General features: G+C 68.7%; 19 protein-coding genes and 1 pseudogene. 7 read left to right on the top strand and 13 right to left on the bottom strand.

Annotation, left to right across the window (positions count from 1 at the left end):
- Positions 1–3 precede the first annotated feature (3 nt).
- The 10 genes and pseudogenes from ACWDZ7_RS38095 to ACWDZ7_RS38050 all read right to left on the bottom strand — a co-directional run bounded on the left by ACWDZ7_RS38095 (position 4) and on the right by ACWDZ7_RS38050 (position 13,358).
- Positions 4–1,122 (bottom strand): DUF6192 family protein, encoded by a 1,119-nt coding sequence (locus tag ACWDZ7_RS38095; RefSeq protein ID WP_451803342.1) that lies wholly within the window; start codon positions 1,120–1,122, stop codon positions 4–6.
- 679 nt (positions 1,123–1,801) lie between these two features.
- On the bottom strand, positions 1,802–2,095 hold the full coding sequence (locus ACWDZ7_RS38090) for a transposase (protein ID WP_451803357.1): 294 nt from the start codon (positions 2,093–2,095) through the stop codon (positions 1,802–1,804).
- Between the two features lie 926 nt (positions 2,096–3,021).
- Positions 3,022–3,291: pseudogene (locus ACWDZ7_RS38085) on the bottom strand (transposase); the annotation flags it as partial.
- Positions 3,292–3,524: 233 nt separating this feature from the next.
- Entirely contained in the window at positions 3,525–4,799 is a 1,275-nt protein-coding gene (locus ACWDZ7_RS38080) for an MFS transporter (protein WP_451803341.1), read from the bottom strand.
- Between the two features lie 26 nt (positions 4,800–4,825).
- Positions 4,826–7,387 (bottom strand): lantibiotic dehydratase, encoded by a 2,562-nt coding sequence (locus ACWDZ7_RS38075; RefSeq protein WP_451803340.1) that lies wholly within the window; start codon positions 7,385–7,387, stop codon positions 4,826–4,828.
- An 89-nt stretch (positions 7,388–7,476) separates the two neighbouring features.
- Positions 7,477–8,220 carry a TauD/TfdA family dioxygenase gene (locus tag ACWDZ7_RS38070; protein ID WP_451803339.1) on the bottom strand — a complete coding sequence of 248 codons (744 nt, stop codon included), beginning with the start codon at positions 8,218–8,220 and terminating at the stop codon, positions 7,477–7,479.
- A 75-nt stretch (positions 8,221–8,295) separates the two neighbouring features.
- Positions 8,296–9,273: a hypothetical protein gene (locus tag ACWDZ7_RS38065; protein WP_451803338.1), complete on the bottom strand. Its 978-nt coding sequence runs from the start codon at positions 9,271–9,273 to the stop codon at positions 8,296–8,298.
- Positions 9,274–9,439: 166 nt separating this feature from the next.
- A complete protein-coding gene (locus ACWDZ7_RS38060) occupies positions 9,440–10,825 on the bottom strand; it encodes a DUF6002 family protein (RefSeq protein ID WP_451803337.1) in 1,386 nt (461 codons plus the stop codon).
- 1 nt (position 10,826) lies between these two features.
- Positions 10,827–11,249 carry an aspartate 1-decarboxylase gene (gene panD / locus ACWDZ7_RS38055; RefSeq protein ID WP_451803336.1) on the bottom strand — a complete coding sequence of 141 codons (423 nt, stop codon included), beginning with the start codon at positions 11,247–11,249 and terminating at the stop codon, positions 10,827–10,829.
- Positions 11,250–11,324: 75 nt separating this feature from the next.
- Positions 11,325–13,358: a BTAD domain-containing putative transcriptional regulator gene (locus ACWDZ7_RS38050; protein WP_451803335.1), complete on the bottom strand. Its 2,034-nt coding sequence runs from the start codon at positions 13,356–13,358 to the stop codon at positions 11,325–11,327.
- Positions 13,359–13,843: 485 nt separating this feature from the next.
- Between ACWDZ7_RS38050 and ACWDZ7_RS38045 the strand changes: the two genes are divergently transcribed.
- The 4 genes from ACWDZ7_RS38045 to ACWDZ7_RS38030 are packed head-to-tail and all read left to right on the top strand — an operon-like array spanning position 13,844 to position 19,497.
- On the top strand, positions 13,844–15,169 hold the full coding sequence (locus tag ACWDZ7_RS38045; protein WP_451803334.1) for a hypothetical protein: 1,326 nt from the start codon (positions 13,844–13,846) through the stop codon (positions 15,167–15,169).
- 4 nt (positions 15,170–15,173) lie between these two features.
- The gene (locus tag ACWDZ7_RS38040; RefSeq protein WP_451803333.1) at positions 15,174–16,472 is read left to right on the top strand and encodes a hypothetical protein; all 1,299 of its coding nucleotides are present in this window, start codon (positions 15,174–15,176) and stop codon (positions 16,470–16,472) included.
- 2 nt (positions 16,473–16,474) lie between these two features.
- Positions 16,475–18,283, top strand: a complete 1,809-nt coding sequence (locus ACWDZ7_RS38035; RefSeq protein WP_451803332.1) for an asparagine synthetase B family protein — start codon at positions 16,475–16,477, stop codon at positions 18,281–18,283.
- Between the two features lie 26 nt (positions 18,284–18,309).
- Positions 18,310–19,497 carry a GNAT family N-acetyltransferase gene (locus ACWDZ7_RS38030; RefSeq protein ID WP_451803331.1) on the top strand — a complete coding sequence of 396 codons (1,188 nt, stop codon included), beginning with the start codon at positions 18,310–18,312 and terminating at the stop codon, positions 19,495–19,497.
- Positions 19,498–19,501: 4 nt separating this feature from the next.
- On the opposite strand, the gene ACWDZ7_RS38025 is transcribed toward ACWDZ7_RS38030, so the two are convergent.
- Positions 19,502–20,758, bottom strand: a complete 1,257-nt coding sequence (locus tag ACWDZ7_RS38025; RefSeq protein ID WP_451803330.1) for an alpha/beta fold hydrolase — start codon at positions 20,756–20,758, stop codon at positions 19,502–19,504.
- Positions 20,759–20,822: 64 nt separating this feature from the next.
- Here ACWDZ7_RS38025 and ACWDZ7_RS38020 point away from each other — a divergent pair, with 64 nt between their 5' ends.
- Positions 20,823–21,743, top strand: coding sequence for an alpha/beta fold hydrolase (locus ACWDZ7_RS38020; protein WP_451803329.1), 921 nt, complete (start codon positions 20,823–20,825; stop codon positions 21,741–21,743).
- 196 nt (positions 21,744–21,939) lie between these two features.
- Here ACWDZ7_RS38020 and ACWDZ7_RS38015 read toward each other — a convergent pair whose 3' ends face one another.
- Both ACWDZ7_RS38015 and ACWDZ7_RS38010 read right to left on the bottom strand, forming a co-directional pair.
- Positions 21,940–23,478, bottom strand: a complete 1,539-nt coding sequence (locus tag ACWDZ7_RS38015) for an ISKra4 family transposase (protein WP_451803328.1) — start codon at positions 23,476–23,478, stop codon at positions 21,940–21,942.
- Positions 23,479–23,518: 40 nt separating this feature from the next.
- Positions 23,519–24,022 (bottom strand): hypothetical protein, encoded by a 504-nt coding sequence (locus ACWDZ7_RS38010; protein WP_451803327.1) that lies wholly within the window; start codon positions 24,020–24,022, stop codon positions 23,519–23,521.
- A 370-nt stretch (positions 24,023–24,392) separates the two neighbouring features.
- On the opposite strand from ACWDZ7_RS38010, the gene ACWDZ7_RS38005 reads away from it, so the two are divergent.
- Together ACWDZ7_RS38005 and ACWDZ7_RS38000 are read left to right on the top strand one after the other, a co-directional pair.
- Positions 24,393–25,238, top strand: coding sequence for a hypothetical protein (locus ACWDZ7_RS38005; RefSeq protein ID WP_451803326.1), 846 nt, complete (start codon positions 24,393–24,395; stop codon positions 25,236–25,238).
- 1 nt (position 25,239) lies between these two features.
- Positions 25,240–26,433, top strand: a complete 1,194-nt coding sequence (locus ACWDZ7_RS38000; RefSeq protein ID WP_451803325.1) for a YcaO-like family protein — start codon at positions 25,240–25,242, stop codon at positions 26,431–26,433.
- Positions 26,434–26,527: the final 94 nt, after the last annotated feature.

Raw genomic sequence — 26,527 nt, 5'->3', positions numbered from 1 at the left:
CGCCTACTCGCCTTGCAGCAGGCGGGCCAACTCGCCGTCGACGTCGACCTTGCCGGTGTCGACGGCCGTCTCGATCCAGTCCAACGTCGCCCGAACGCGGGCGATGTTCTCGTGGACGATGACGCGTTCGTCGTCGCTTGGCTGGCGGTCACGCATGCCCAGGACGACCCGGCCGGCCGCCGCGACGAACGCATGGCAGGCGGTGACCAAATCCAGGAACTCAACGGACCGGTCGATGTTGCGGATCGCCGGGGCGACGGGGCTGGTCTGCTCGAAGTGCTCGCGGGCCTGGCGGCCCCGCTCGACCTGGGCATGGTTGACCTGGTGGCGGGCGGTGTCGTCCGACATTGCGCGGAAAGCGACATCCGGCCGCCTCAGCAGACCGGTGGTCACTTCGGCGGCGACATGATCGTCTCGGGTCAGTTCCTCGACGACCTTGACCTTGTCCGCTTTCGCGACCCGGGCGACGATCTCGGGCCGTCGAAGGAAGTCCGGCGCGACGGCGGCGGCGACCTCGTCCTGACGAGTCAGTTCCTCCACCACCCGGACCTTGTCCTCGTCCTTGACCTGCGCAACGACCGCCGGCCTGCGCAGCAGGTCGCCGGTGACCGTGGCGGCGACCTCCTCGTCCTGGGCAAGCGTGTGAATCGCGCTGACCTTCTCCTGCGGAGTGACGGGCTTGGTGACCTGCCGTCCGACCCGCCGGTTGGCCTCGTCCGGGGTCCATCGGGACTTGCCCGGCGGCGGGGTCAGGATCGTCTCCCACCGTTCCTCGTCGTCGACGATGGAGGCGAGGATGTTGTGAACCGTGAACGACACCCTTGAAATCCGGCGGTCCGGCGGCCATTTCGAAGCGGTCTGACGGGCCTGTTTCACCGAGTAGTACGACACCCCGATGTCCTCGGACAAACGAAACAGCGAGTCCCGGACCGTGAACAACTCGTCGGCCGGCGTAGCACCTCCGTGCTCGCGCATCGGCTCGACCTCGAGTGCGTAGTCACCGATCGTGAACTGGATTCGACTAGCCGTTTCGACCAATTTCCGCAGTTCAGCCACGATCTCCGCGTACCGGATCCGGCTGACGCTGCCGACCTCACCAGTCGACTCGATCTCTTCGGGCATGGCATTTCACCACCCACCGCGAGGCCGGGGCGCGACCCCGCGGCCGTGGCAAAACCCGGCCCGCATCTGAAACTGAGAGTCAGACCGAAAATCCTATGATCACAACTCATGTCCACAAATGACCGCGTCCCTACCGGAGTTGCGTCTCGGATGCGTTCGAGATGCGGTCACTGTGACCGTTCGCCGAGCGTTTCCTTCCGAGCCCTCCAGGCCCTCGTCACACACCGCCGCGAGCAGTAGACCGCGTTCGAACGACGATCCACCCTCGCCACCCAAGTACTCCCGCACTCGGGGCACTCAGCCCGGCCGACCCCGCCAATTTCAGCAGCCACCCGCCTGCGCAATCGCAGTTCCCGACGCCACTGCCTGGAACGACAGGTCGCCGAGCAGAACCTCGTACGAGCTGGAGCACCCAGCCTCAGCCGTTCACCGCAGCCCTCGCACACACGCTCTGCGGCGTCCTCGGACACCCAGCCAGCCTAGGACCCAAAGCTACTCAAAACCGGGGATCGAAAACAGGCACTGACGCCGTCGGGAATCTTGGCTGGTCAGTCCGGATTCTGGTGGTTGTTTTCCGTGACGAGGCGAGTGAAGTGGCTCGGCGGCCGGGGGCGTCGGGGTGGTCGGGTGCCCGGTGGTGTGCAGCCGCTGAGGCGTTCGATGCTGACGGCGATGGCGGTCAAAACGTGCTGAACGTGGGCCTTGCTCTGGCCGCGATAGCGGCATCGGCGCAGGCCGTGGCTCTCGGTGAGCTCGCGCACCGTGCTCTCGGCCCGGCGCGCATCGCATACCGCTGTTTCCACGGCGGGGTCTGCTGTTCGGTGCGGAGTCGGCCGAGGAGGTGATGGAGGCGACCGGGCAGGAGGGAGAGGGCGCAAGGGGCGGTGGCCGATCCGGTGCACTGGGTGCGGACCGGGCAGAGGGTGCAGTCGATCTTGCGGAACTTGACCAGGATGTAGGGGACGTCGTCAATGACCTGGTAGGGCTCTTTCCAGGAGCTGCTGGTCTTGCCCTGAGGGCAGACGGCTTGGCGCTGGCCGAAGTCGATGCGGAAGGCGTCCTTGCCGTAGCCCTGGTCTTCCCGGTTCTGGCGGCTGTAGTTCTTGCGAACCGGTCCGATGAGGGTGATTCCGTAGTCGGCGGGGGGGTGGTTGTGCGGTCCATGAGCGTGATCGAGGTGTAGCCGCCGTCGACCAGGTGTTCCGCCGGCAACAGGCCGCGGGTGCTGAGCCGTTGGTGGATCTCGGGCAGGACCTGGGAGTCGTGGACCGGGGCATGGGTGGTGAGCACGTCGGTGATGACCCGGGGTTCGTCCCCGTCATCGCACGTCTCGGTGACATGCGCCATGAACCCGCGCCACACGGTGGTGCCCCGCCGGGCATAGCGCACCTCGGTGTCGTACGGCGTGACCAGGCCGGTCAGCGGCGGCGGCAGCCCCTGGCCGCCCTTGCCGCCGGTGCGCCAGCGCGTCCGGCCGGCATCCACGTCCCAGAAGTACTGCTCGACCCAGACCCTGCGCAGCACCTCGACCTGGGGAAGCGCCCGCAGTACGGGCGGCGCGTCACCGGACCGGACCGTGCGCAGGATCTTCATACCGTCCGCGCCGACTTGTTCGGCGTGGCGGAGCCGGGCGCCCGGGGTATCGGGCAGGCGGCCCGGGCGGAGCGCCTGCCCGTAGCGCTTGCCCCACTCCGGCTCGATGAGCGGGGCCAGCCAGGCGGGGTCATAGCGGGCGAGGTCTTCCAGGGCGGCCCGCATCGCCTCGGCCACCAGCTCCAGCCGGTTCATGTCCCGCACCGCGGCCAGGACATGCGTGGAGTCGGTCCGCTGGCGTCCGCGCTCTTTGACCAGGCCCGCCTCCCGCAGCCGGGCGAGCGCCAGGCCCAGCAGCTGATCCGCATGGTCTCCTTCGGCCAGCCGGTCGCGGAAGTCGCCGAGCACGCTGTGGTCAAAGCCCGCGTCGTCGAGTTCGAGCCCGAGGGCGTACTTCACGTCGATGCGGCAGCGCACGGCCTCGACGGCAGCCCGGTCCGACAGCCCCAGCAGGTACTGCAGCACCGACACCGTCGCCAGCTGGGCCGGCGAGAGACCCGGCCGCCCGTCACGCGGGTACCAGGCGGCGAAGTCCTCGTCCGACCACAACCCGTCCAGCCGGTCGCGCACCCACATCGCGACCGTTCCCTTCGGGTTGCTCGCACGGGCCATCCGCACCGTCAGCGCCGGGATAACGGCACCGGACCTCACTCGCACCGCCATCTGAACCACCCCCGAGGAACGAACCACCCCGCCCCACCACCCTCCCACCAACACCCCGCCAAACGAGAGCAGTTCACTTCGACCAGCCCAAGATTCCCGACGGCGTCAGGCTCTCACTCCGTACACCAACAAGCCCCCTCCAAGCGTCATCTCCCCTGTTCGCCGCCGGAAGCAGGCATACGCACCCAACGTTCCCCGCCCGTCTCCCGTGAACGGTACGTTCGTTCGGCGATCCTCTCCGCAGTGCAGCCCGCCGCGAGGAACAGGGCGCCAAGGGCCAGCCAGCCCGGGCCGGGCCAGCCGACCACCAGGGTGGTCATCAGCAGCGGGCCGAGGGCCTGCGCGGTCGCAGCGCCTGCGGCCATGGCGCCTTGGTACTCACCTTTAGCGTCGTCGGGCATCAGCCCGACGGACAGGCCCCAGGATCCCGCGGCGTACAGCAGTTCTCCGGCGATATGGATCGCCGCCGCGGCGAACAGCACCACGATGGTCAAAGCGTGGGCGGTTACTGCCGTCAAGGCGAAGATCGTGCAGGACAGCGCGAACAGCAGGCCCGACTGCAGGGTTGCCCTGCCTGCACCGGGCACGGTCTCCGCGGAGCGGGAGAAGCGGACCTGGAGCAGGGCGATGGCGACTGTGTTGGCCACCAGTACGACTCCCGACGTCCACTGGGGCGCGTCGGTCTCCTCGGCTACCCACAGGGGGATGCCGACCGACAGCATCGACCAGTTGAAGGTGAGGACACCCACGAGCGCGGCCAACGCCAGATACGGGCGGTCGCGCATCACACGGCCGGTCTTGTGCCGCCTAGGCCGACGAGGAACGCTCGGAAGCCGCACCACCAGCAGGCCCGCCAATAAGAATGCTACGGCCGTGCCGATGAGCATGCTCGTGTACGCGAGATGGGAGCCGGCCCCGATCACCAGCGCGCCGAGCCCGGCGCCGGCTGCCATGGCGATCTGGCTGATCACCCGATATCTCGCGAGGGCTGCGATACGTTCGCCCTCGTCCGTCAAAGCCGTGATCAGAGCCGTCCGCACCCCCACTCCGCTCTCCCCCGTGGCTGCCGTCAGGCAACCGACCAGCACGAACGGCCAGAAACTGCGCACGGGCAGGTACAACAGCATGGCGGCGGCATTCACCAGGTAGAGGCACATCAGTGTGGGGCGCAGGCCGCAGCGGTCAGCGATCACGCCGACGGGCGCGGCGGCAGCGATACCGACCACCCCGGCCACCAGGGAACCGACACCGACCTGTGCCGGTGACATGCCGATGGAGCGGGTGAAGAACAACGCGTACGAAGCCACCCACACCCCACGCCCGGTGTTCGTCAGGAGTGCCACCACCAGCAGTCGGCCCAACGGTCCGCCGAACCAGCGGCGCAGGAAGTCCCGGGAGGCGGTCGGGCCGGTGACCGCCACCCCGTCGGGAGACGACGGTCGGCCGGTCATGTGAGCGGCCTCGGTGCGGGGCCCGCCGCGAACACCGTGTACCGCAGTTCGCTTGTCCGCCGGTCACCTTCGATCTCCCACCACAGGTTCTCGGGACCGGGCAGCATCTCCGACAGTTCGACATCTTCCTGATCTCGGCCTAGCAGTCCGACAAGGGATCGGACCAGGAGCGGGCTGTCCAGATCGCAGTACACCGGCTTGGGCTGCCCCCATATCTTGGCGAACACGTGGCGGGGCAGCTGCAGACGTCGGCGCAGCCGCTGCAGCGCCAGGAAGGCCGTCTCCGGGTCAGACATGAGCACGTCAGCGACAGGGATGCGCCAACGCTCCCGCTGGAGCACGACGCGTCCTGACATCAGCCGCGGCACATGCCGCCAGTCGGTCGCAGCCGCCAGTGCGGTGACCCTGGAGGGGAATGCGAAGACTTCCATCGGGTTGACGGAGAGCCCGCACCACGCGAGCGGCGCCGCCATCGGACGGATCCGGCGCCCGCTGCCCCGGTGTTGCAGATACAGGGCCCCCGCCTCCGGTACGACGTCCAGTTCCCACAGGGCGATCACCTCACGCTCACCCCGGGGAGCCGGGTCGTACGCCTCCAGGTCGGGACACGGCAGGTCGCTGCGTACGAAGGTGGCGTTGCGATGGCACTGCGTGACGTCGACGACCGTTTCGTCCGGGGAGACCAGCCCGCCGTACGCCTCGACGAGCTCGGATGCGAACTGCGGCTGCAACGCGCTGACATGAGGGCTGAACATCCCGTGGCTGAGGTTGTCTTCCGTTGCGTGCGCGTCCCCGACGACCACCTGGAAATCGCCGCGAGCCACCGCCTCCCTCGACGTCGCGATGATCATGGCGTCCGGACTGCACATCGCCGGCAGAGGCGGCACCGACCGGGTGGCCTCGAGTACCGCGTCCGCGGGGATCCGGTGACAGTGGTAGTCAGGGGCGTCGGGGCCCACCTCCTCAGAGGGAAGGAGACCCGCCTCTGCTACAGCCTGCCGCTCGCGGATGCGCCGGTCGAGGTCGCCGAGCCGGTCCTCGTGGAAGTCGACGTCAGCCATGAAGGCAGCCAGATACCTGTCCAGGGACACGGACCGATCGCCGAAACGGGAGCGGTACCACGATGCCACGTGGCGGCAGGCGCCGCCGTGGCGCAGCCTGGCCGGCATCAGCAACAGGTCGTGCAGCGGCGTGAGTTCCTTCGCGACGAGGTCGTAGATCTTGCGCCCGAAGCGCACGTCGGTCACCGGTGCTGTGCAGTCTTCCGTGAACAGTCCGTGGTCGGCGTAGAAGCGCAGGTCGCTCTCACGCCGGGACGCGCGTCCGGTCAGCTCCGTGAACGCCCTCTTCAAAGCGTCCACATGCTCGCGCCGCTGCTCGTAGGGAGCCGACGCGAGGTCGTTCAGCAAACCTCGCAGTCGGGCGATCCGAGCGGCAGGTTCACAGGGATCGTCCGTCCGCGCAGGAGGGGCCAGGTTCTCCACACCGGCCAGGGAGTCACCGATGCCGTACGGCAACTGCGGTCCCAGGCGGATCGCGCCGAGGGCGGCGAGGCGCTCAAGGCTGCCACGCACCTTCACCACATCCGAGGCCGTGACCGCGCCCCTCACATGGGCGGCGAGTTCGGTAAGGGTGCGGCTGCCGTCGCAGGCAGCCAGCAGGCGCGCTTCCTCGACCGGCAGGACGACAGGCGGTGAGACGGTGCACGCGTCCCGGGCGTTGCCGCTAAGTGTGTGCTTGAAAGCAGCCACACGCAGTTCACACCCGCCGAGGAAGGCTCCTGGTGCTCGGCGTGGGATGTCGGGGACCAGGCTTTCTGCGACGGCCTGTGCCGCCCACCGGCTCAGCAGAGTGGTACGGGTCAATGTGCCTGGACGCCAGTCGATGCCTTCGGTTTCGGTGGAGAAGGAACCCACCGTGAAGGGTCCGAAATGGCTGGTCGTCTCGTTCTTGGCACACACGCGCTGGAGATAGCGGACCAGGGTGATCAACGCCTGCCGGTCGGCCGAGCGCCAGCGAGCGGGGTCGTCGGCGTGCCGGTCCAGCCAGGACAGGAGGCGCCGCGCGGCTCCTTCGCTGGAGACCAGGAGGATGTCCCGGAGCGCGGGCTCACTGCGAAAGCGCCGTACCGTGGCGGTGGCACCGGCGGTGGTGTCACTTGCGTACGTCCGGCCGAACCTCTCGCAGGCCTCGACCAGTTGGTGGTGGAGGTCGGCTGCGGTGTTCGCCTTGTCCCGCAGCGCTGGGTCCTGGCAGGGGCCGTCGGCCGGACGGGGCGGGCGACCGCCTCGCAGACGCCGCAGGACGGCACGGTCGGCTGGGAGCACGTCGCTGAGGCGGCGTGCCCAGTCCCACACCTCGGCCAGCCGGTCCTCGAGGGCGAGGATCTCGTCGGCGTGTCGGGCTGCGGCGCCGTCGGTGAGTTCGCTCAGCCAGCCGAAGGGGAAACCGGCCATGCGGAGGATCGCCACGCCGACGGGTTTCCAACCGGTAGCCGTGGTGGCACGGGTCGGCGACTGTGACGCGGCAGGCGCGGACATGGCACGGTCGACGCTCATCCGCTCACCTCACCGGGTGGACATGCCATGGCTCCTGGCCTCCTTCGGTAGTGCCTAGCTGGGGTTGGTCGTCCGTCGGCCGGGGCTGCTCAGACCGCCGCCACCTGGATGCGGCGCAGGTGACGGCTGCGGTCGGAGAACGCGTTGCGGGCATGCAGGAGCCGCCAGTTGTCCCACACCAGCATGTCGTTGCGCTGGTAGTGGATGGCGACGTGCTCCTCGTCGAAGCGGTGGCGCCAGCGCTCCTGGACACGCGCCGAGAGATCGTCGTCGTCACGGATCAGGTTGTTGCAGGAGAAGCGCACGATCCGCCCGTTCGGATGGTCCTCCAGGATCGGGTGCTTGGTGTGCAGGTCCAGGCCGAGTCGATTGACGCCCTCGGTGGTTTTCCACTCGTACTCCGTGTTCTCCAGCTGGGAGCGCTCGGCGTCGTTGAGGGCGGCCACCCACTCGGTGGTGTCGGCGAGGGTCGTCTCCCCGCCCGGCCCCTGGGCCGGGGTGACGCACCACAGGGCGATGTACCGGGGTGGCAGGACGCTGAAGTCGTACCCCTCGCTGTGCGGGGTCAGCGGCCGGGTGTTACCGGCGTGGTAGACGTCGTCCATCCCCGGTTCGGGGCGGACGTCGCCGACCACGGCGCCCGTGTAGTTGGGCACGAACCGGCCCAGGCTCTGGCAGAACCTGACGTAGTCGAAGCCGTCGGGGACGTTGCAGACCTGAACGTACCCGTGTTCTTCCGTAAGTTGGTGGAATGTCCGCAGGAATAGCTCCTCGTCGAGGAGGTCGCCGTTGAAGTCAGTGCGGGACAGAAGGCTGATCGGTGAACGGGGCATGAGATCTCCTTGTGGCCGGAGTATGCACCTGGTGCCGGGGCTCCTCACGGATGGGCCGGAAGCCGACGAGGGTGTTCAGGACGGCACTGGGTTTCGTAGTCGTTCGCGTAACCGGAGTTGCTGGGCGCACAGATCCGTGAGTTCCTCGGCCCGGCACCCTCGTACGAGTTCCGGTAGATGGGGCGCCACCGCCTCGGCGGCCCGGGCCGTCAGCCGGAAGGTGCCACCGCTGTCAACCCATCCCCCATCCAGTTGGGACACTTCCTCGTTCCAGCGCTGCGCGTCGGCGGCGGACAGGCCCGGCGGCAGCCGCAACGCAAGCCGCCCGGATTCGACGGTGACCGGGTAGCCGCCGACCAGGCCGGCCGGGCCGGGTACATGGCCGACGTACCGGCGGCCGTCGAGCAGCGCGCCGACGAGGTCAGCAGCGGCCGTAGCCCCCCGGTCGTTGAGCAGGGCCCGGGGCCGGGTACGGGCGGGTTCCAGATATGCCGCGGTGTCGGCGTCGGACAGCGGCCGGTCGTCCAGCCAGCAGCGGGCTTCGTGGCCGGGGTCGTCGGGAGCGTGCAGGTGGACGTGATGAGCCAGGAGCTTCAGACGCTCCGGTTGGTGGGGGGCCAGCGTGTCGGACAGCTCCGTGGACAGTGTGGCGACGTTGCCCACCCCGCCCAGAACAGCCCGGCCGCGAGCGTGCAGCAGCGCGTTGACCGCGTCCGGGAAACAAGCGTTGACGAGTGGAACCGGAGTGTCGCCGCTGTCCTGGCAGGCCACCGCTACCAGGTCCGCAAGGGCCGCCTGCAGGGGCAGGGTGACGCCGAAACCAGCGGCGCGGACCAGTCGGCTCCACTCGGTCCCGCCGCGCCAGACCTCTTTCGGCGACTGGTACGACGCGCACACCACAGCCAGTTCCGGGGCAAGCGAGGCCATCACGGCACGCAGATCGGTGCCGGGCGACAGATTCACCACCACGGGCCGGAACACCGCCGACGATGCGGGAGCAGACTCCGCAGCTTGCGCGCACAGAGTGTCGCAGGCATGCGTGGCGCGCCCCATCACGTACACGGTCGTCGGTTCCGTCACGGCCCGCGCCAGAGCCGTGCACAGCCCCGTAGCGAAGGCACCGGTTCCCACGATGACCAATGAGCGGGTCACCCGGCGGGGGTTCACCTCGTGTCCTCCTTTCCCCCGGTGAGTCGCTCACCCGCCGCGTCAGTGCCGCTCATGCCGACTCGCCGGCGAGTGCGGCGTGGAGGACCTCCTGGCGCACCTGTCGCGGGTCTGTGACCACGGTGGGCACGTCGGCGGCCAATGGGGTGTAGTCGGTGGTTGAGTAGCAGCCGGACCCGTGCAGGACGACCTCGTCCGCGGTGATCAGACCACGGTCGAGGGCGTTCATAACCCCCGTCGCACCCATGACGAGCGACCACTCCCGCAACTGCCGCGGGTCGGCCGGCAACGATGTGACCCCGGCGGACGCCAGCCGGGCCCGAAGGGCCGGGTACCGCTGGAGACATTCGTGGAGGGAAACGACGATGCCACCGCCGCCGCCCGCCCTGATCAGCGCCTTCATCTCCGGTGAAGTCGGCGGGCGCCGGGTGTAGAACGTCGGGTCGAGTATCTCGGCGGGGGTGAAGGTGGTCGCGGGGAAGCGCGGCTCGGCGGACTGGTGGAAGAGACCGCTGTCCTTGTCGTAGGAGTACTCCGGGATGTGACGGTGGTCGGACGAGCCGAAGTGCAGGTCAAGCACCATGTCCGGCGTGTCGAGGTGTTGGACCAGGAAGTAGCCGGGAGTGGCCGCCGCGCCGTCGGCGTTGGCCACCGTGTGGCCAAGGTGGTGTCCGAGCAGGCCGTAGGCGCTGGAGACAGCGTGGGCGTGCAGGCGGCTGCGGCCGGCCTGCGTCGGCCACTGCTCCTGCTCGAAGAACGCCCGGGCCGCGTCCGCCATCCGGTAGTTGTCAATGTCCAGGGAGTACCACAGCCGCACTCCGGTGAGGTCGTGCAGGAGAGTCGTGCAGTCGTCGGCGACGGCCCGGGCCAGCACCTTGACCTGTGAGCGGTCGGCACCGGGGTACACCAGTACGGGGTTGCGGCGCGCCAGGGCGGGATCAGTCGACAGCGGTGACGACCAGAGTTTCGGTGTGCACGCCTGCGGCACGATCACCACGATCCGCAACTGGTCCGGGGTGACGAGACCGCACTCGATCGCCCGCAGGACGGCGTCCCGCAGTGCCGTCGCCTTGTTGGCCGACGACGGAGTGATGATCATGACGGGTTCGCCGGTCCGCTGGATGTGGTGCACCGCCCGGGCCACCATCAGCAAGGACGCTGGCGTCTTGGTGGTGCGGGTGCGTGGATTGCCCATGAGGTCGAGCAGCGTCAACTCGGTGCCGTTGTAGGTTCCGAGCGGACGCAGGTCCAGCCGTGAGACGGAGTAGTAGGCCTCCAGTGCCGGCGAGAGGGGCGGCAGGTCGAACTCCGGGGTAAAACCGCCCGGTTCCGAAGTGCGGTTGCGGCGGATGGCGACTGCCGCTCGCCGCAGATCGTCGTAGTAGTGGGTCAGCGCGTGCTCGACCGTGCGCGTCTGGGACTCGGTGAGGGTCGTCATGTCAGTTCCTGCGGGCGAGTTCGTCACCGCGCATGGTGTCCCCGCCGGGCAGTGCCTCGGCCGGGTCGTCACCCCGCCCGACGATCCTGTTCTCCCGGTCGACGAAGACGACACTCGGTTTGAACGCGTCGAGGTCGCTGTCCGAGAGGACGCCGTAACCGATGATGATCACCAGGTCGCCGGGGCTGATGAGCCGGGCGGCAGCACCGTTGATGCCGATCACGCCCGAGTCGCGCGGCCCCTCGATCACGTACGTGGACAGTCGGGCACCGTTGTCGATGTCCACAACGTCGACCTTCTCCCCCGGCAGAAGCCCAGCGGCTTCGACGAGGTCCGCGCTGATCGTGATGGAGCCGACGTAGTGCAGCTCGGCCTGTGTGACTGTGGCGCGATGGATCTTGGACTTCAGCATCTCCCGAAGCATGGCCAACCACCTTTCGCTGTGTGCCGGTGCAGTCACGCTGACACCGGCACGTGTAGCCAGAGCCGGGCCGGAGGTTTACTGACGGTGTAGCCCCTCGAGAAGGGAGCTGCCGCGGGGCGTTTCGGTGCCGGTGCTCCCGAACGTCATGCGGTGGCCAGTGTCGGCCCGGGGGCCCCTGACGTCGTTCGGGTGCAGATGGGCGCGCAACAGCGTGGGCGGGCCCGGCAGGTCGGCGTGCTGGGCGGCGTACCGCTTCAGCAGTGCCGCGCACCGGAACAGCGCCCTGCCTTCGTCGTCCGTGCCGATGAATTCCAGGGCGCCTGCCTGCACGAGTCGGTCGACCGTGTCGGCGGGCCCGTCGAGGTCCTGTTCGGACAGTGCACTCACCAGGGCCTCGTCGTCAGCCAGGCTGCGCAGCAGCAGCTGTTCTTCGGGGCCCAGCGTGTCGTAGATGTCGGCGACCGCTTGCCGCACGTCGAGGTCGCCGACGAGGAGTTCGTCGAAGATGCCGTCGCCGGTGAGCCGTTGGGCCATGTGATGCAGCGGCCGGTGCGGCAACTGGCCGAGGGCCGCGGCGGCCGTGCGGACCGCCAGGGGCAATCCGTCGCAGGCCGTGGCGATGCGGTGGGCCGCTTCGGGTTCGGCGGCGACCCGGCCGGTTCCGATCAGCATGGCGAGCAGGGTCACGCTCTCGGCCACCGCGAGGGGCGAAAGGGCGATCCGGTGGGCGTTGTCCAGGGCGGCGAGCTTCGAACGGCTGGTGATGAGGACCGCGCTGCGGGTGCGGCCGGGAAGCAGTTCCCGTACGTGTGGTTCATCGGTCGCGTCGTCGAGCACCAACAGCAGCCGACGGTCGGTGAGCAACCTGCGGTAGAGCTGTTGCCGCGGGATCAGCCCGTGGGGCAAGTCGGCCTCCGTACAGCCGAGCGCCTCCAGGATGTGCCCCAGCGTCTCGACCGGATGGACGGCACGGCGGCCGGTGCCCCGCAGGTGTAGCAGCAACTGGCCGTCGGGGAAGGATGTGCGCAGTTCGTGACCCAGTTGGACGGCCAGGGTGGTCTTGCCGATTCCGCCGAGGCCGCACAGGACGACGACCGGGGGGCAGGTGCGGACACCGACGTCCGCCGTCTCACCCCCGGGCGCTGCGGTCGGTCGGCCCAACGACTGCCGTACCAGGCCCGTCTCGCGCTGCCGTCCCACGAAGTGGGTCAGGCCCGGGGGTAACTGGGTCGGTGACAGCACCGGCTCGTTACCGCTGGCCACCGCCTCTGTTCCCGGCTGTGTCTCGTCCTGGGGCGACGGCGGCAGGACGGTGGGGCTCGGGGCGTCGGACTGCCAGACGACGATCGGCTCGGCCGGGGCCAGCACGCCCTCGCCGGCCAGGAGAGAGCGTTCCAGGTCCTTCAGTTCCTGACCGGGTTCCAGGCCCAGTTCGGAGGTGAGGTGGCGCCGTGCCGAGCGGTAGGCGGCGAGCGCCTCGGCCGTGCGTCCACTGGCCGAGAGTGCCCGCATGAGGTGGGCGTACAGGCGCTCCCTGAGCGGGTATTGGACGGTCAGCGCGGTCAACTCGCTTACCGCGTCGGTGAAATGACCGGCCGACAGATCGGCCTGGGCACGCAGTTCCTCGGCGCAGATCCGCAGTTCCTCCAGTCGTGCCTGTTCCGCCGACACCTGCTGCCCGCAGGGTACGTCGGCGAACGCGGGGCCGCGCCACATGATCAGCGCTTTTCTGGCTGTCTCCCCTGCCTGTGCCGGTTGGCCCGTTCGTAACTGTTCTTGTGTCCGGCCGACGAGGTGCTCGAACTCCTCGACGTCCGTGGCGCGCGGGGGAATTACGAGGCGGTATCCGGCTGGATGCGTCCTCAGTTCCACCTCCGGGCCACGGCGGCACTGTCCCAGAAGCTTCCTCAGGTGGGAGATGTACTGGCGTACCAGGTTGGCCGCCGTCGGCGGAGCCTTCTCCCACAGTTCGTCGATGAGGCGGTCGAGGGACACTACGTGGTTGCCGTTGACGAGAAGGACCGCGAGGAGACTGCGGTGCTTGGCAGCCCGGAGCTCATGTCCGCCACCGTCCGCTACCTCCAACGGCCCGAGCATCAAAAACTGCACAGGAGGCCCTCCCGGAAGACCTGTGGGGAAAGGCGAGGCTTCCGACAGGGTCGGCCCCGGCCGACGGGAGTCGTCTGGGGGAGGCAGCGGGAGGTAATGCGGGCGCATAGGCATCCGTCGACGGCCGGCCGGCCTTCGCTTGTCGTGCCCGATGGGACATTGCCCCCTCCAACGCCCCACGCGATGCGTCGGGTTCCTCGTCGTGTGTCAGCGCCGCAGGTTGTCGGCTGTGGCGCGTGTTACTGCGTAACCGATGCGTGTCCCTTCAAACAATCTTGTCGTGGGCTCCGGGTGGGGTTTCGGCCATCGTGCCGCTCCCGTCACAAGCTGCCTCTCCTGCCTGCGGGCTTCCCTTGACGACAAGGCACCGGCTACACCACCGGTACACGCCCGATACATCACACGGCGCAATGCTGACCTGGAAAGGTCCGCCGCCCTATGTGGCGGCGGGCCGCGAATGACCGGACCCATCGGCCGGAGGCAGCATGCAGCATTCGACCCTTGTCCCCCGCAGCGGCATCCCGTCGCCCGACCCGGCCGCGGTCGCCGACCGGCTGCTTCATGCGATGCGCGACGTCCCGTTCCCGCCCACCCCCGTGTCCTTGCACCCGGTGGTGCTGCCACCGGGTCTGTACGACGAACTGCACAACGCCGCCATCGAAGTGGTCGATGTCCTCACGCGAGTGGCCCACGGCCTGGGGGCCGACCGCGCCGAGCGCATGGCAGCGCTCAAGGTCGACCCGGCCAGTTGCCCGCTGTTCGTGGACGACGAGGACTGGGAGTGGCGCTACGCGTCCTGCGTCGCCCGGCCGGACGTGATCCTGACGCCGGACGGCATCAAGTTCATCGAGTGCAACGCCGGTGGCGGCGTCGGTTCCGTCGTACAGACACAACTGCTCGCCGAAGCATGGGACGAGGCCATCTACCGCGATGTCCCGATGACGGCCCATCGTCCCTTCGCGGCGCGTGCCGACCTGTTCGAGCGGATGGCGGCGTACGAGGGCGTAGAGAGGTCCGTGGCACTGTTCGGCAGCGTCGAGGACCTTGCCCGGGGCGTGCGCAGCACCCGCTACTTCGACGTGGAGGTCGACTATCTGCGCCGCAGGGGATTCACGGCCGACTTCTTCGAACCGCGCGACCTGATGGCCGGCATCTCCGACGGCCGCGGTGGATCCCGCTTCGCCCTCGGGCTGCGGCACTTCTCGATCCAGGAGTGGCAGGAACTGGCCCTGGACTGGTCGCCCGCCGGAGAGGCGCTGGAGGCCGGCTGCCAGCTCGTCGCCTCACAGACCTCCCGCTTCCTATTCAACAAAAAGCTCTTCGGCTTGGCGTCGGAGGGCCGGCCCGGCATGAGCGACCACGACCGTCAGGTCGTGGAGCGCTATCTGCCCTGGACCCGTGTGATCAGCGACCGGGAGGTCTCCTACGAGGGCAGGCACCGCTCGCTGCCCGAGCTGCTGACGGCCGAACAGGACCGGTTTGTCCTGAAGGGCGCCACCGGCATGAAGGGTGAGTCGGTACTGATCGGCCAGGACACGGACGAGCGCACCTGGCGAACGGCTGTCGCGCGGGCCGTGCAAGAGGAGGACAGTGTCGCCCAGGAGCGGCTGGAGTCGGTCCGCGTTCCCATGGCGGTCCGTGACGGCGACAGCCGGGTGCACGAGATGCAGGTGGCGCCGGTCTTCGGGCCGAACGTCATCGGTCGGCAGCCGGCCGGGTGCCTGGCGCGCTACCACACTGACGGCTCCGCGGGTGTCGTGAGCGTCGAGCGGCACGGCGGGGCGGCGAACATCGCCGTCGCACTCGCCTGACGAAGTGAACCCCCCGCCCGGCGGACGGAGGGACCACGGCCCAGACGGCAAGGACAAGGACGGCATCGACATGACACTGGCCGCGCGGATCACGGCTCAGGCGGGCTCCCGGCTGCGCTATCGGTGGGACAACACCGACAGCCCGGTGCTGGACGGCGTACAACGACTCGCCGCCCCCGCCCAGGCGTACCGGGCGATGGCTCAAACGGCCACCCTCACCACCGGATCGGGTGCGCTCACCATCGCCTACGTCGGCATCAGAACCGGCCTGCGCACCATCCTGCCGCTCGCCGAGCAGCTGACCCCCGGCCACACGGGCCGCACCACACGTTCGGAGGTTGCCCACGGCAGTGTGCGGGCCCTGTGCGCCCGGGCGGCGCGCACTGCGGACATCGTCATCGTGGGCGGCCCGTACTCGTCGCTGGACCAGTCCGGCCTCGACGTTCCGTCCATCGACGCCCCCTTCCGGGTTCACCTCGTACGGCACCTGCCGCCGGACGCCGCCACACTCCTGGCCCAGGTTTCCCGACGGGAGCGCGAGGCGTTCCGCAAGTCGGTGCGCGAACACGGTTTCGTCGGCGAGATCACCCAGGACGCCTCACGCGTGCGGGAGTTCTACGAGACCATGCACCTGCCGACCATGCGGCGCCGCCACGGTACGCACGCGCTCACCGAAACCCTGACGGTCGCCGAACGAGAACTACTCGCCCGCGGTTTCCTGTTCCTCGTCCGGTCCGGAGACCAGGACGTGGCCGGTGCCCTGTGCACGTACGACCGCTTGAGCTCGACCGTGACGACACGTCTGCTGGGAGTGCCCGGCGGCGAGCAACGCCACTACGACAGCGGAGCTTTCAAAGCGCTGTATCACCTGCTGTCCGACTGGTGCCGGCAGCGGGGGGTGAGCCGGCTGGACCTGTTCGCGACCCAGGCGTGGACCGCCAAGGGCCTCTTCCAGTGGAAGCGGCGCCTTCACCCGCAGGTCGTACTGCCCCCGAACCGTTACAAGGCCCAGCGCATCCGTATCCATGTCCTCCGCGACCGCGACATCGTCCGCGACTTCCTCGTGGGCGCGCCCCTGTTGACCCTCGACGAGCCGAACGGCGGATTCGTGGCGACCTGGTTTCACGACGCCCGGCGTCCCTGCCGCGATGACGTCAAGGTGGGCCTGCCCGGGGTGGCGGCCGAGCGCGTCGTGGATCTGGACGACCTGCTGCACACGCACGCTGCCGGTACCCGCAGCGGTCCACGGTCGGCTACGACACGGCACCGCTCCGCAGGTGCCGAAGCAACCACTGAGAGGTGACAATGCTGGAGTTTTCAGGATGGTTCACGAACGACCCGGCGCCAGTCGACACCCTGCGGCCGACCGGCACGGAAGGAACCGTGTGGGCCGCTCCGGGCAACGTACTCGAAGGGCCCGGCGAGCGGCTGACGTTCGGCGACGGCACGGGCGGCGGCCCGGACCGCACACGGACACACGTCCGCCGTCACGGAGCCGGGGACCTCGCGGTCGTCGGCGTCGGCACCCTCGTGAACGCCTCCGAGCTGCGTTCCACCCTGCGCGCCCGCGGCCACGAGACGACGGGAGAGGGCTGGGCCGACCTGGTGGCCGCGGCCTTCCTCGAATGGGGCATCCACTTCCCCGAGCACCTGGAGGGAAGCTTCGCCATCGCCGTGCGGGACCAGGACCGCACCCTGCACCTGATACGGGACCGGATGGGCGTCAAACCGCTCTACTTCCACTCGTATGACGGTGGCATCGCCTTCTCCACTCGGGCCGGACGGGTACTGACGCACCCCGCGACCGAGCCGTGGATGACCCCGCAGGGCCTTCTGCTCGCCCTCAACCCCAGGTTGGTCATGCCCGGGGAGACGCCGGTCTCCGGGCTGTGCGAGGTTCCGCCGGGACACACGATGACCTTCAAGGAAGGCCACAGCACGCAGACCTGCTACTGGCGGCTCGAGAGCGGCCCGCACACCGACGGGCACGAGCGCACCGTGGCGCGGGTGCGGGAACTGCTCGGCGAGACAGTCGCCGCATACCTTGCGGTCGACCCCGAACTGGGTGTCCTGATGTCGGGGGGGCTGGACTCCACAGCGGTCGCCGCGTACGTCTCGACCCTGCGGGAGCGCGGTGGCGACGCCGGCCGGCTGCGGACCTACTCCCTCGAGTTCGACACGGACACCACGAACTTCAAGCCGTCCGCCCTGCGTCCGGAACCCGACGGGCCCTACGCCAGGCGGGTCGCGAAGGAGCTGGGCACCGATCATCAGGCGATCGTCCTGTCCACGGCCCAGCTCACTGCGGCCGGGCAGGAGGCGCGCGAAGCACGCGGTATGCCCGGCTGGGGGCAGTTCGACACCTCGTTCCTGGTCATGGCCAAGACGATCCGGCAGGAGTGCGCGACCGTCCTCACAGGCTCGTTCGCCGACGAGATCTTCGGCGGCTACCCCTGGTTCCACGACCCCGAGGTCCTGGCCGCGGACACCTTCCCATGGCTCGGCAACGCCCCCCGCGTATGGGCCGGCCTGAGCCGGGAGTTCATCGAGAACGCCCAGCCGGAGCGGATGGAGCAGGAGCGCTACCACGCCCTCTTGGCGAAGGTCCCGCGCCTGCCCGGCGACTCGCCCGAGGAGGCTCGCATGCGGGAGGCGCTGTTCCTCAGCCTGCAGGGCCCTACCGCGGTCAACCAGGAGCGCGGTGAGCGCATGAGCGCGGCGGCGGGCCTGAGCGCCCCCTCCCCCTACACCGACCACAAGCTGCTGCAGTACGTGTGGAACGTGCCGTGGAGCGAGAAGTCCCGACCGCCGGGCTGGAAGTATCTGCTCAAGGCGGCAGTCGCGGATATGGTGCCACAGGTCGTGCTTGACCGTCCTAAAAGCGGCTACCCGGGAACGCACGATCCCGTCTACGCCCAGCAGACCATGGACGCCCTCAAGGAGATCGCGGACAACCCTGCAGCCCCGCTGCACCCGCTGATGGACCAGGATCGGCTGCGGCGCTTCACGTCGGCGGCAGACGGCACCATGACCTTCATCAGTGCCGCGCACATGCTCATCCCCGTGGTGGAGACCAACGCGTGGATGGAGCGGTTCGGCGTCAAAGTAAGGTGACCGCGGTGACAGGTGGGCTCAGCGACATGAGCGTCCCCGCCAGGCTCTCCTACTGGTGGGGCAACGCGACGACACCGCTCGCCCGGCTCTCCCGGCGGGCGTACGACACTCTCCCTGGAGCGCGCGTCGGCTGGGACAGCCGTTCCGACGCCGCCGGCCCGACGCTCAGCTACGGCGGCGTCTCCGACGGACTGGCCCACGCGCTGGCGCCGATGGAGCTCTGGCGGCACCAGTCGGCAACCGATCCGGAAGGTCCTGGGGTCACCGGCGTGGAACGGCACGGCGGACGACGTGTTGACCTCTTGAGATGGGCTCGCGGCCCCGGCCGTGGGGACCTGCTCCTGCTGGGCCTGTACGCGAACGAGATTCCCCGGCTGAACTTGGGCCGCCATGTGGTGGCGCCCCTGCGCATCCACTACCTGGTCGACCTGGCATCGACGCCCGAGGAGAACATGCGGCGCTTTGGCAAGAAGGACCGCGAGAACCTCCGCAGGGGACTGCGCCGACACGGCTGGCAGCTCGAAGGGGCGTCCAGTGCGGCCGACTTCGACGACTTCTTCGACTCCATGCATGTGCCGACGATGGCCAGACGCCACCACGGGTGGGTGCGCAGTGAGCGACGGGCCGTGGCCGAGCACGCGCTCTTCCGGCGGGGAATGCTGTTCTTTCTCTGCCGTGGCGGGGAACGGGTGGCCGGTGTGCTGTGCAAGCTGGACGGCGACACCCTGGTCCTCCGCCTCGCAGGGGTGCGCGACGGGGACCCGCAGTACTACCGGGCCGGCGCTCAGATGATGCTGTACCACCTCGTGCTCGAATGGGCGGTCGCGCAGGGCATCGGGCATGCGGAGCTGTCCGGGTCACGGCCGTTTGTCAGTGAAGGACTCTTCGCTTTCAAGCGCAGGTTCCGTCCACGGATCGTCGTCCCCGACAACCACTTCCACGACAAGCGCCTCGTGCTGGTGCCCCGGCGGGACACTCCCCAGGTACGCGAATTCCTGCACGACCATCCGGTCATCGCGGTGGGCGAACGAGGAGGCCTTGATGTCTTGTTCCCCTACGACGACCGACGGCCGCCGCGTACGGATCTGACGTGGGCTTGCCCGGGACTCGTCCAGGCACGCGAGGTGTGCCTGGACGATCTCCTGGCGGACCTTCCTTCAGCCGGTGCCTCGCCGCCGACGCGACAGCCATACGCTCCCCGGCCGACGCGCTGACGACTCAGCGCCGCCCTTCCACCATCTCGAGCAGTCGCTCCAGCACCGCGCCGCCGGAGGCGCTCAGGCCGTCGTGCTCGTACTCGTTAGTGACCCAGGTGCGCACGTTGGCGACCCGGGTTGCGGTGTCCAGTTGCAGATCGGCGTCCACGTGCATGTCGTCCAAGTACACAGCGGCGACCACCGGGACAGCGTTGCGCGCCAACTGGCAGGGGTCGTACAGGGCCGGCCAGTCGGTCCGTGCGGCCAGCAGGTCGGCCGCACCGGCGAACGGCCGCAGCGCCCGGATGTCCCTGAACATCCACGGGTACATCATCTCCCCCGTGAAAAGCAGCGGAACGGCGTCGGGGGCGAAATCGGCGCGTACGGCCATGACCCGCTCGGCCGCCCAACCGGTGGCCTCGCCGGGACGCCCGTAGATGTACTCCTGCAGCGCGAAGAACGGGGTGCCGACGGCGGCGGTCGCGGACATGGCCAGGTAGCGGAACGGCTCGGACAGTTCCGCCCCGTCCCAGGCGTCCTCCAGCAGCCAGTGCACCCGCTCGAACCCGCCGCTGGTACCGAGCGTCTTGCCCAGATGGCGGAACCGGGCGACCGTGAGCCGGTCCCCGTCGGGCAGCCTCACATCCTGGGCGGCCAGGTGTTCCGCCATGCGACGGACCCGTTCCACGTCCTCCGGGTAACGCCGGTAATAGGCCGCGTTCTTGGCGGCGACACGTGAGTACAACCGGCTGTAGGTCTCCGTCGCGTCCGCCGTCAGCGCGGGCAGTCCCCCGGTCACCAGACAGCCGGCCAGGCCTTCCGGGGCGTACGAGAGGTAGGTGAGGCCGACGAACCCCCCGTAGCTCTGTCCGAGGATCGTCCACGGACGGCCTCGCGTGAGCCGACGGCGGACCACTTCCGCGTCCGCGACGATGCTGTCAGCGCGGAAGTGCTCCAAGTATGCGGCGAGTTCGCCATCCGAACGGCCGGAGGCGGTGGAGGCGGAGACCGGGGTGCTGCGTCCGGTGCCGCGCTGGTCCAGCAGCACGACGCGGTGGGTCCGCAGAGCCGTCCCCAGCCAGCTCGGCATGGGCGGTCTCGGCGCTTTACTTCCGGGTCCGCCATTGAGAAAGCACAACCAGGGCAGTTCGTCGCCCCGGCGCTGCACGTCCACGACCTCACGAGCGAAAACCTCGATCGTCGGTGAGTCGGGGCGGCCGTGGACTAGAGGAACCGTGAACATGTGGTCGTGGAAGACCATGCCAGGTAACTGCGTCATGCATTGACCCTATAGCTGCGGGTACACGGGACCGGCCTACCGGGGCAAGGGAGAGGGATCACTCATGTTCGAGGGTTTCAGGCTGGATCACATCGATGTCGGACCCGTCGTCCTGCGGGTTCGCCATGGAGGGGCCGGGCCCGCCGTGGTCCTTCTGCACGGTCACCCCTGCACCCATGCGACGTGGCACAAGGTGGCGGTCGCGCTCGCCGACCGGTTCACCGTCGTCTGCCCGGACCTGAGGGGATACGGCGGCTCGAGCGCGCCGGCGGACCTGCCCGAGCACGCCCAGATGTCGAAGAAGGCCATGGCGGGTGACATCGCGGCGCTCATGAAGAGGCTGGGACACCGCCGTTTCGCGGTAGTGGGGCACGACCGCGGCGCACTCGTCGGCTTCCGCCTGGCGCTCGATCACCCCGAAACGGTCAGCCGCCTGGTGAACATCGGCGGCCCACCGGCCGCGGAGGCCTTGCGCCGGGCCGACGAGCGGTTCGCCCGCAAGTGGTGGCACTGGTTCTTCCTCGGCCAGACCGAGAAGCCGGCGGAGGAGTTCATCAACCGCGCTCCGGACACCTGGTACGGGGGGCGCCCCGATCACTGCGCGGCCGAGGTGTTCGAGGACTACCGCGCCGCCCGGCGCGACCCCAAGGTCGTGCACGCGATGTGCGAGGACTACCGAGCCGGACTGACCATCGACCGACGCCACGACGAGGCGGACAAGACGGCGGGCAGGAAACTCAGCTGTCCCGTCCTCGTGGCATGGGGCAGACACGACGATCTGCCCGACCTCTACGGCGACCCTGCTGCGCCCTGGCACGAGTGGACTGACGAAGTCCACGCGCAAGAATTGGACGTGGGGCACCATGTCCAAGAGGAAAGCCCCGCGGAACTCACCGACACCCTCATGTCCTTCTTGGAGCCAACCCCCAGTGCGTCCCGACCGAACCGCTGCGAGCCGCTTCCCCCCACCTCGGTCCATCCTTGACTGCTGCGGACGCCGTCCACGCCTCGGCCGAGGGACATGTACGGCCGGGGCTGTTCAGGGCACGGGGCCATACGACCCTCATGTCGCGCCGCCTGGCCGTCCCCGCCGCCAGACCAAGACAGTCCCGGCCACCCTCGCAGCCGCCTGAAGACCAAGGATGGCGATGGGTGTGGTTCCTCTGAAGTGATGGTCGAGGTCAAGCGGTGAGGCTGTAGTGCTGCTGGTCGGGGCTTGGATAGAGGCGTCGGTGTTCGCGGGCCGTGTGGAAGGTCCAGTAGTCCTCGAAGTCGCCGTTGGTGATCAGTGCGCGGAGTTGGAGGACGGCTTCGGCGCCGTCGAGACCCCAGCGGGCTCCGGTGATGTCGAGGCGATCGGCGATCACATGGCGGCAGGCTCCTTCGACGGCGCCGGTGGCGATCGGCCAGCCGTTCTTCAGGGCGGTGTCGTAGCGGAGTTGGTCGAGGTGGCCGGTGAGGTAGCGGATGCAGGCGGTTACGGCGTCGCGGCGGGCGGCGGGCAGGTGTTCGTCCGTGGCTTGGGCGGTCATCTCGGCAGCGGCGCGGTCGGCGTACCCGGCGAGGATCGCGGTGAGTTTGTCCGCGGCCCAGGTCTCGGCCTCGCGGCTGCCGACTGGATGGAAGGCGTGCCCGGCGGTCCAGCAGTACTCGGCGACGTGCACGAAGTCGAGCAGGATGGTCGGGCGGATGTGGCGGCGGGCGGCTTCAGCCTGGATCAGGTCGAGTTGATGGCGGGCGCCGTCGACGAGCACGATCCACGTCCGCAGGTGGTGTGGGTCGCGGGATGCGGCCTGGGAGAATGCATCGGCGATCACCTGGTCCGGTCGGCGGATCACCGAGGCGGTGCACCATTTCCGCTCCGCTTTCGGCCCCGGGCGAGGCGACCGGGTGGGGCTGCGGCCGCCGGGCGGATGGATGATGTCGTGCGGCCGGATCGGGGCAGGGACGGTGTCGAAGACGCAGGCGACCGTCGCCATCCGCTTGCGGTTGGGCTTCTCGCCCGGGGCCAGGTGGCCGCGCCGCCCGCCCGCTGCGCTCTTGGCCGCGGCCCGGCGAGTGGCCTCGCGCAGGGCCTCGGGCCGCATGACCACCCCCTTCCCGTCGACCTGGATGACCAGCGGCATCTCGCGGGTGCACGGCGTGGGAATCTTCGCCGTGTAGTAGGCGGCGATATCGACCGCGGCGGCGACGACCAGTTCTTCGAGGCGGCGCTTGCCCAGCACTCTTCCGCACCTCTCCTCAATCGCGGCACCAGCCTGGTCGAACGAGCCTCGCACGGCTTCCAGCACCGCAAGCCGGGCCAGTTCTCGTGAGTGCCGTCCGGCGGGCAGCGACAATGCTTCGTCCGCCGGGTGCACGTTGGTAACACCCCCGCCACGGTGGGCAATCCGGGTCACCTGAACCGGCCCGAACACACAGGTCAGCAGGCGGCGATGGCCCCGCTCCCGCCAAGTCCGCAGCTGTCCTTCCGGACCGACTACCGGCGGTTGTGCTGCATCTGTCGGCAGCGTGGTCTCTTCCTTCCTGGCTCGCTGATCGAGGTGGTTCTGCATCAGCTGCCGCAGCAGTTCGCGTCCCAACTGTTCGAGCCGGGATTCCAGCTCATCGTGGGACATGTTCGCTGCCGGACCGTCGGCCAGCGTCGAGATGAGGCGTTCGAAGGCATCGCGGGAGGTGGCATACGGATCAGGCTCGGGTAAGGCGTCGTACGGTTTCATCGAGGGCTCTTCTTCGGGAGTGATTCGTTTTGGTTGGCACCTACGAATCTACGGAGAAGAGCCCCTTGGTCACTGAGGGGTCGGTGCCCGGATCGCGACGGTCGAGGCCGAACCGTCCCGGCGCGTCCTCGACCAGCCACCCCCGCTCCACCAGGCGCTTGAGCTTCGCTCGCGTGCCCTCGATGTTCCCGGCCGTCGCCGGCAGACCGATCCGCGGCACGATCTGCTTGGCCTGCAACGGGCCCGGCGCGTCGGCGAGGACCTCCATGATGTCCCGGTACACATCCGGCAGCACCGATGTCACCAAGCCCTCCCGCCACGGCGGAACCATCATCACCCCCACCCCATGCGGCTGCGACTCGTGCTCAGGCCCCGCCGACACGTCCGCCTCGACGTCCATCTCCGCAGCCGACAGCTCAGCCAGCACCTGTGTGACGGTCTCCCGCGTGATCTCAAACCGCGAAAGGTCCTCTCGAGCCTTCTCCAGCCTGAGCGACAACTCCGCGGCGTCGGCCTGCAGTTCATCGACACGCCGCCGGGCCACGGCCTCCCGCGCCTCAAGCCCCTCCGGCAAAGACACCACGGCGCCCCACCTCCACTCCATCACGGTAGAAGCAAGCCCCCGCCCCGGCACTGCCGATCAGCGTCTTCCCAGCTCAGTCATCCCCCGAAAGGAGCCGCACCCATCGGAGATCGCCCGGACAGGTCCTAGGGGCTGTTCGCCAGCAGGTCGGTTCTTCGCGGAGTACAGGTCAACTACGTTCCAAATCATGGAAATTGTGTGATTGCGGAGATCCCAAGCAGATACCCTCGAAAGCCTCCCGGGGGGTGTGCCGCTTCCGCTGCTGCCATCGAAGGTTTCCGGGAGAGCTACCGCCCGGTCCCTGCACTATCCGCGTCGCTCCTGGCGTGCGGTGCTCCAGGCCTGCGAGCAGCAGGACCCCGCCCTGAGCGAGGCCGCCGACCGGATCCTTGGCTTTCACCGGGAGCACGGGACTGATGCGAATCTGAAGTACCTGGACGCGTGCACCGGGCTGCGCTATGCCCGCGCCCTGGCCGAAGGCACCTCGGCGCCGCACGGCAACCAGGCCGAGGACTGGCCCACCGGATGGCGCACGACCTACCTGCGCAAGTGGAATCGCGAATTCACCGGCGATATGCATGACGGACGGTTCGTCAGCGCTTCCCAACAGCTCGACTACCAAAGGCTGTTCGGGCCCGACCAGCCGCAGCGCTGGCGGCGCTACGTCCTGTCTGCCATGACCGGCCTGCCCGCCGATGCTCCGGTGGCGCAGCTGGAGGAGCAAGCCCTGTCCGCTGCCCACGGCCTGGAGCTCAGCTGCGCGTCCGTCGCCGACGGCCAGCTGCGGCACTGGCTGACCGAAAACGAGCAGGAACAGCTGTCAAAGCCGGAGAAGTTGCTCACCGTTCTGATCCGCTCTTCACGGCTAACCGCCGATCTCAGCGACGGTCCGGCCGCACGCTGGCTGCTTCCACAAGCCGAGCACAACCGTTCATTGATCTCCTCAAGCCTGCACATTAACGACCAGGTGGCCGCGTCTTCTTTCAGCAAGCACATCGACCACCTCAAGAAGAGCGTCCTGGAAAGGCATCTGCGCCTCATCTGGGGCCTTCTGGCCGATGCCGATATCGATGTATCCGCCCGGGAACGGGGATGTGCCTCCACCGCAGAAGCAACAGAGGCACTTCGCCCCTTCTTCCTCAAGGACTACTACGACCGACGTCAAAACGGAGCGTGACGTGACCTCCTCCCCCACCGCAGCCCCCGCTACCGACCGCAAGGTGTACACCCTGGGCACCCACCGGGTGCGCAGCCCACAGGAAACCTGGCAGATGATCAGCGGCCGGCTGCCGGAGTTCGGCATCAGCCGGGTCGCCGACGTGACCGGCCTGGACATCATCGGCATCCCGGTCGCGGTGGCCTACCGGCCCCTCTCACGTACCCTGTCGGTCTCCCAGGGCAAAGGCCACACACTCCTGCTCGCCAAGATCTCGGCCGTGATGGAGTCCGTGGAGATGTGGCACGCAGAGTTCGCCTGCCCCTCCCCCACCCACCAGGCCACCCCCGCCGCCGCCCTCCAACTCCCCTACCGTCTGGAGGACCTGGAGCAGCACGAGGGCAGCCTCCTGCATGAGGGCAGCCCACTGGACTGGGTCAGCGCCACCGGCATGGTCACCGGAAAGCCGCTCCCCGCGCCCCTGGACTGCGTGCAGCTGACCAGCTTCGCTGGCCAGAGCTGGCATCCACGCGGCCTACTCGTCTCCAGCAACGGCCTGGCCTCGGGCAACTCGTTCGCGGAGGCGGCCTTGCACGCCCTCTACGAGGTGATGGAACGCGACGCGCTCAGCCAGTCGACCGCCGCGCCCGGCGATGTGCGACGCAATATCCGGGTGGAGAGCATCGACGACCCGGCGTGCAAGCCGCTGATCGAAAAGATCCTCAGCCAGCAAGTCTTCCTCGACGTGGCCGCGGTACCCAATCAGTGGGGCATCCCGTGCTTCGCCGCCTTCGTGTGGAGCGAGGACTTCGCTCTGCTGACGGCCGGCTCCGGGGTACATTCCTCGGCCAGTGTGGCGCTCTCACGGGCCATCACCGAAGCGGTCCAAAGCCGTCTGACCCTCATCAACGGCAGTCGGGACGACTTGGTAGCCACCTACTCCCACGTCCTTCGAGGCGCCACCCGGCGACCCGCCGTTGACCCCCGGGCCTGCACCTACCCCCAAGCGCTGACCGGGTACGGGCAGTCCTTCGACAACATCCAAGACGAGCTGGCCTGGGCTTCCCGCGCTGTCGCCGAAGCGACTGGCCACGAACCGATGACGGTCGATCTCAGCTCCAGCGACGACTTCGCCGTCGTCAAGGTCATCTGCCCTGGCCTGAACAACAGCACACGACATGTCATCCCCAGGCCCGACTACATAGGGTCTGCCTAAAAGGTGCTAACAAAGCCGTTGGACGTGGCGGTGGGTGATCAGGCAGACGGCGAGGCCGAGGAAGGCTTCATGGATGTCGTCGCGTCGCTCCCAG

Source organism: Streptomyces sp. NPDC003032, assembly GCF_053591415.1.
Note: the sequence above shows the minus strand (reverse complement) of the source record. Positions and strands in the feature narration are given on the sequence as shown.

What these genes read in the sequence shown, in the direction of transcription:
- ACWDZ7_RS38030 (WP_451803331.1), top strand. Translation starts at nt 18,310, where the DNA reads ATGAGCGTCCCCGCCAGGCTCTCCTACTGGTGGGGCAACGCGACGACA.
- ACWDZ7_RS38015 (WP_451803328.1), bottom strand. Translation starts at nt 23,478, where the DNA reads ATGAAACCGTACGACGCCTTACCCGAGCCTGATCCGTATGCCACCTCC.
- ACWDZ7_RS38070 (WP_451803339.1), bottom strand. Translation starts at nt 8,220, where the DNA reads ATGCCCCGTTCACCGATCAGCCTTCTGTCCCGCACTGACTTCAACGGC.
- ACWDZ7_RS38075 (WP_451803340.1), bottom strand. Translation starts at nt 7,387, where the DNA reads ATGAGCGTCGACCGTGCCATGTCCGCGCCTGCCGCGTCACAGTCGCCG.
- ACWDZ7_RS38065 (WP_451803338.1), bottom strand. Translation starts at nt 9,273, where the DNA reads ATGGGGCGCGCCACGCATGCCTGCGACACTCTGTGCGCGCAAGCTGCG.
- ACWDZ7_RS38095 (WP_451803342.1), bottom strand. Translation starts at nt 1,122, where the DNA reads ATGCCCGAAGAGATCGAGTCGACTGGTGAGGTCGGCAGCGTCAGCCGG.
- panD (WP_451803336.1), bottom strand. Translation starts at nt 11,249, where the DNA reads ATGCTTCGGGAGATGCTGAAGTCCAAGATCCATCGCGCCACAGTCACA.
- ACWDZ7_RS38045 (WP_451803334.1), top strand. Translation starts at nt 13,844, where the DNA reads ATGCAGCATTCGACCCTTGTCCCCCGCAGCGGCATCCCGTCGCCCGAC.
- ACWDZ7_RS38035 (WP_451803332.1), top strand. Translation starts at nt 16,475, where the DNA reads ATGCTGGAGTTTTCAGGATGGTTCACGAACGACCCGGCGCCAGTCGAC.
- ACWDZ7_RS38060 (WP_451803337.1), bottom strand. Translation starts at nt 10,825, where the DNA reads ATGACGACCCTCACCGAGTCCCAGACGCGCACGGTCGAGCACGCGCTG.
- ACWDZ7_RS38020 (WP_451803329.1), top strand. Translation starts at nt 20,823, where the DNA reads ATGTTCGAGGGTTTCAGGCTGGATCACATCGATGTCGGACCCGTCGTC.
- ACWDZ7_RS38025 (WP_451803330.1), bottom strand. Translation starts at nt 20,758, where the DNA reads ATGACGCAGTTACCTGGCATGGTCTTCCACGACCACATGTTCACGGTT.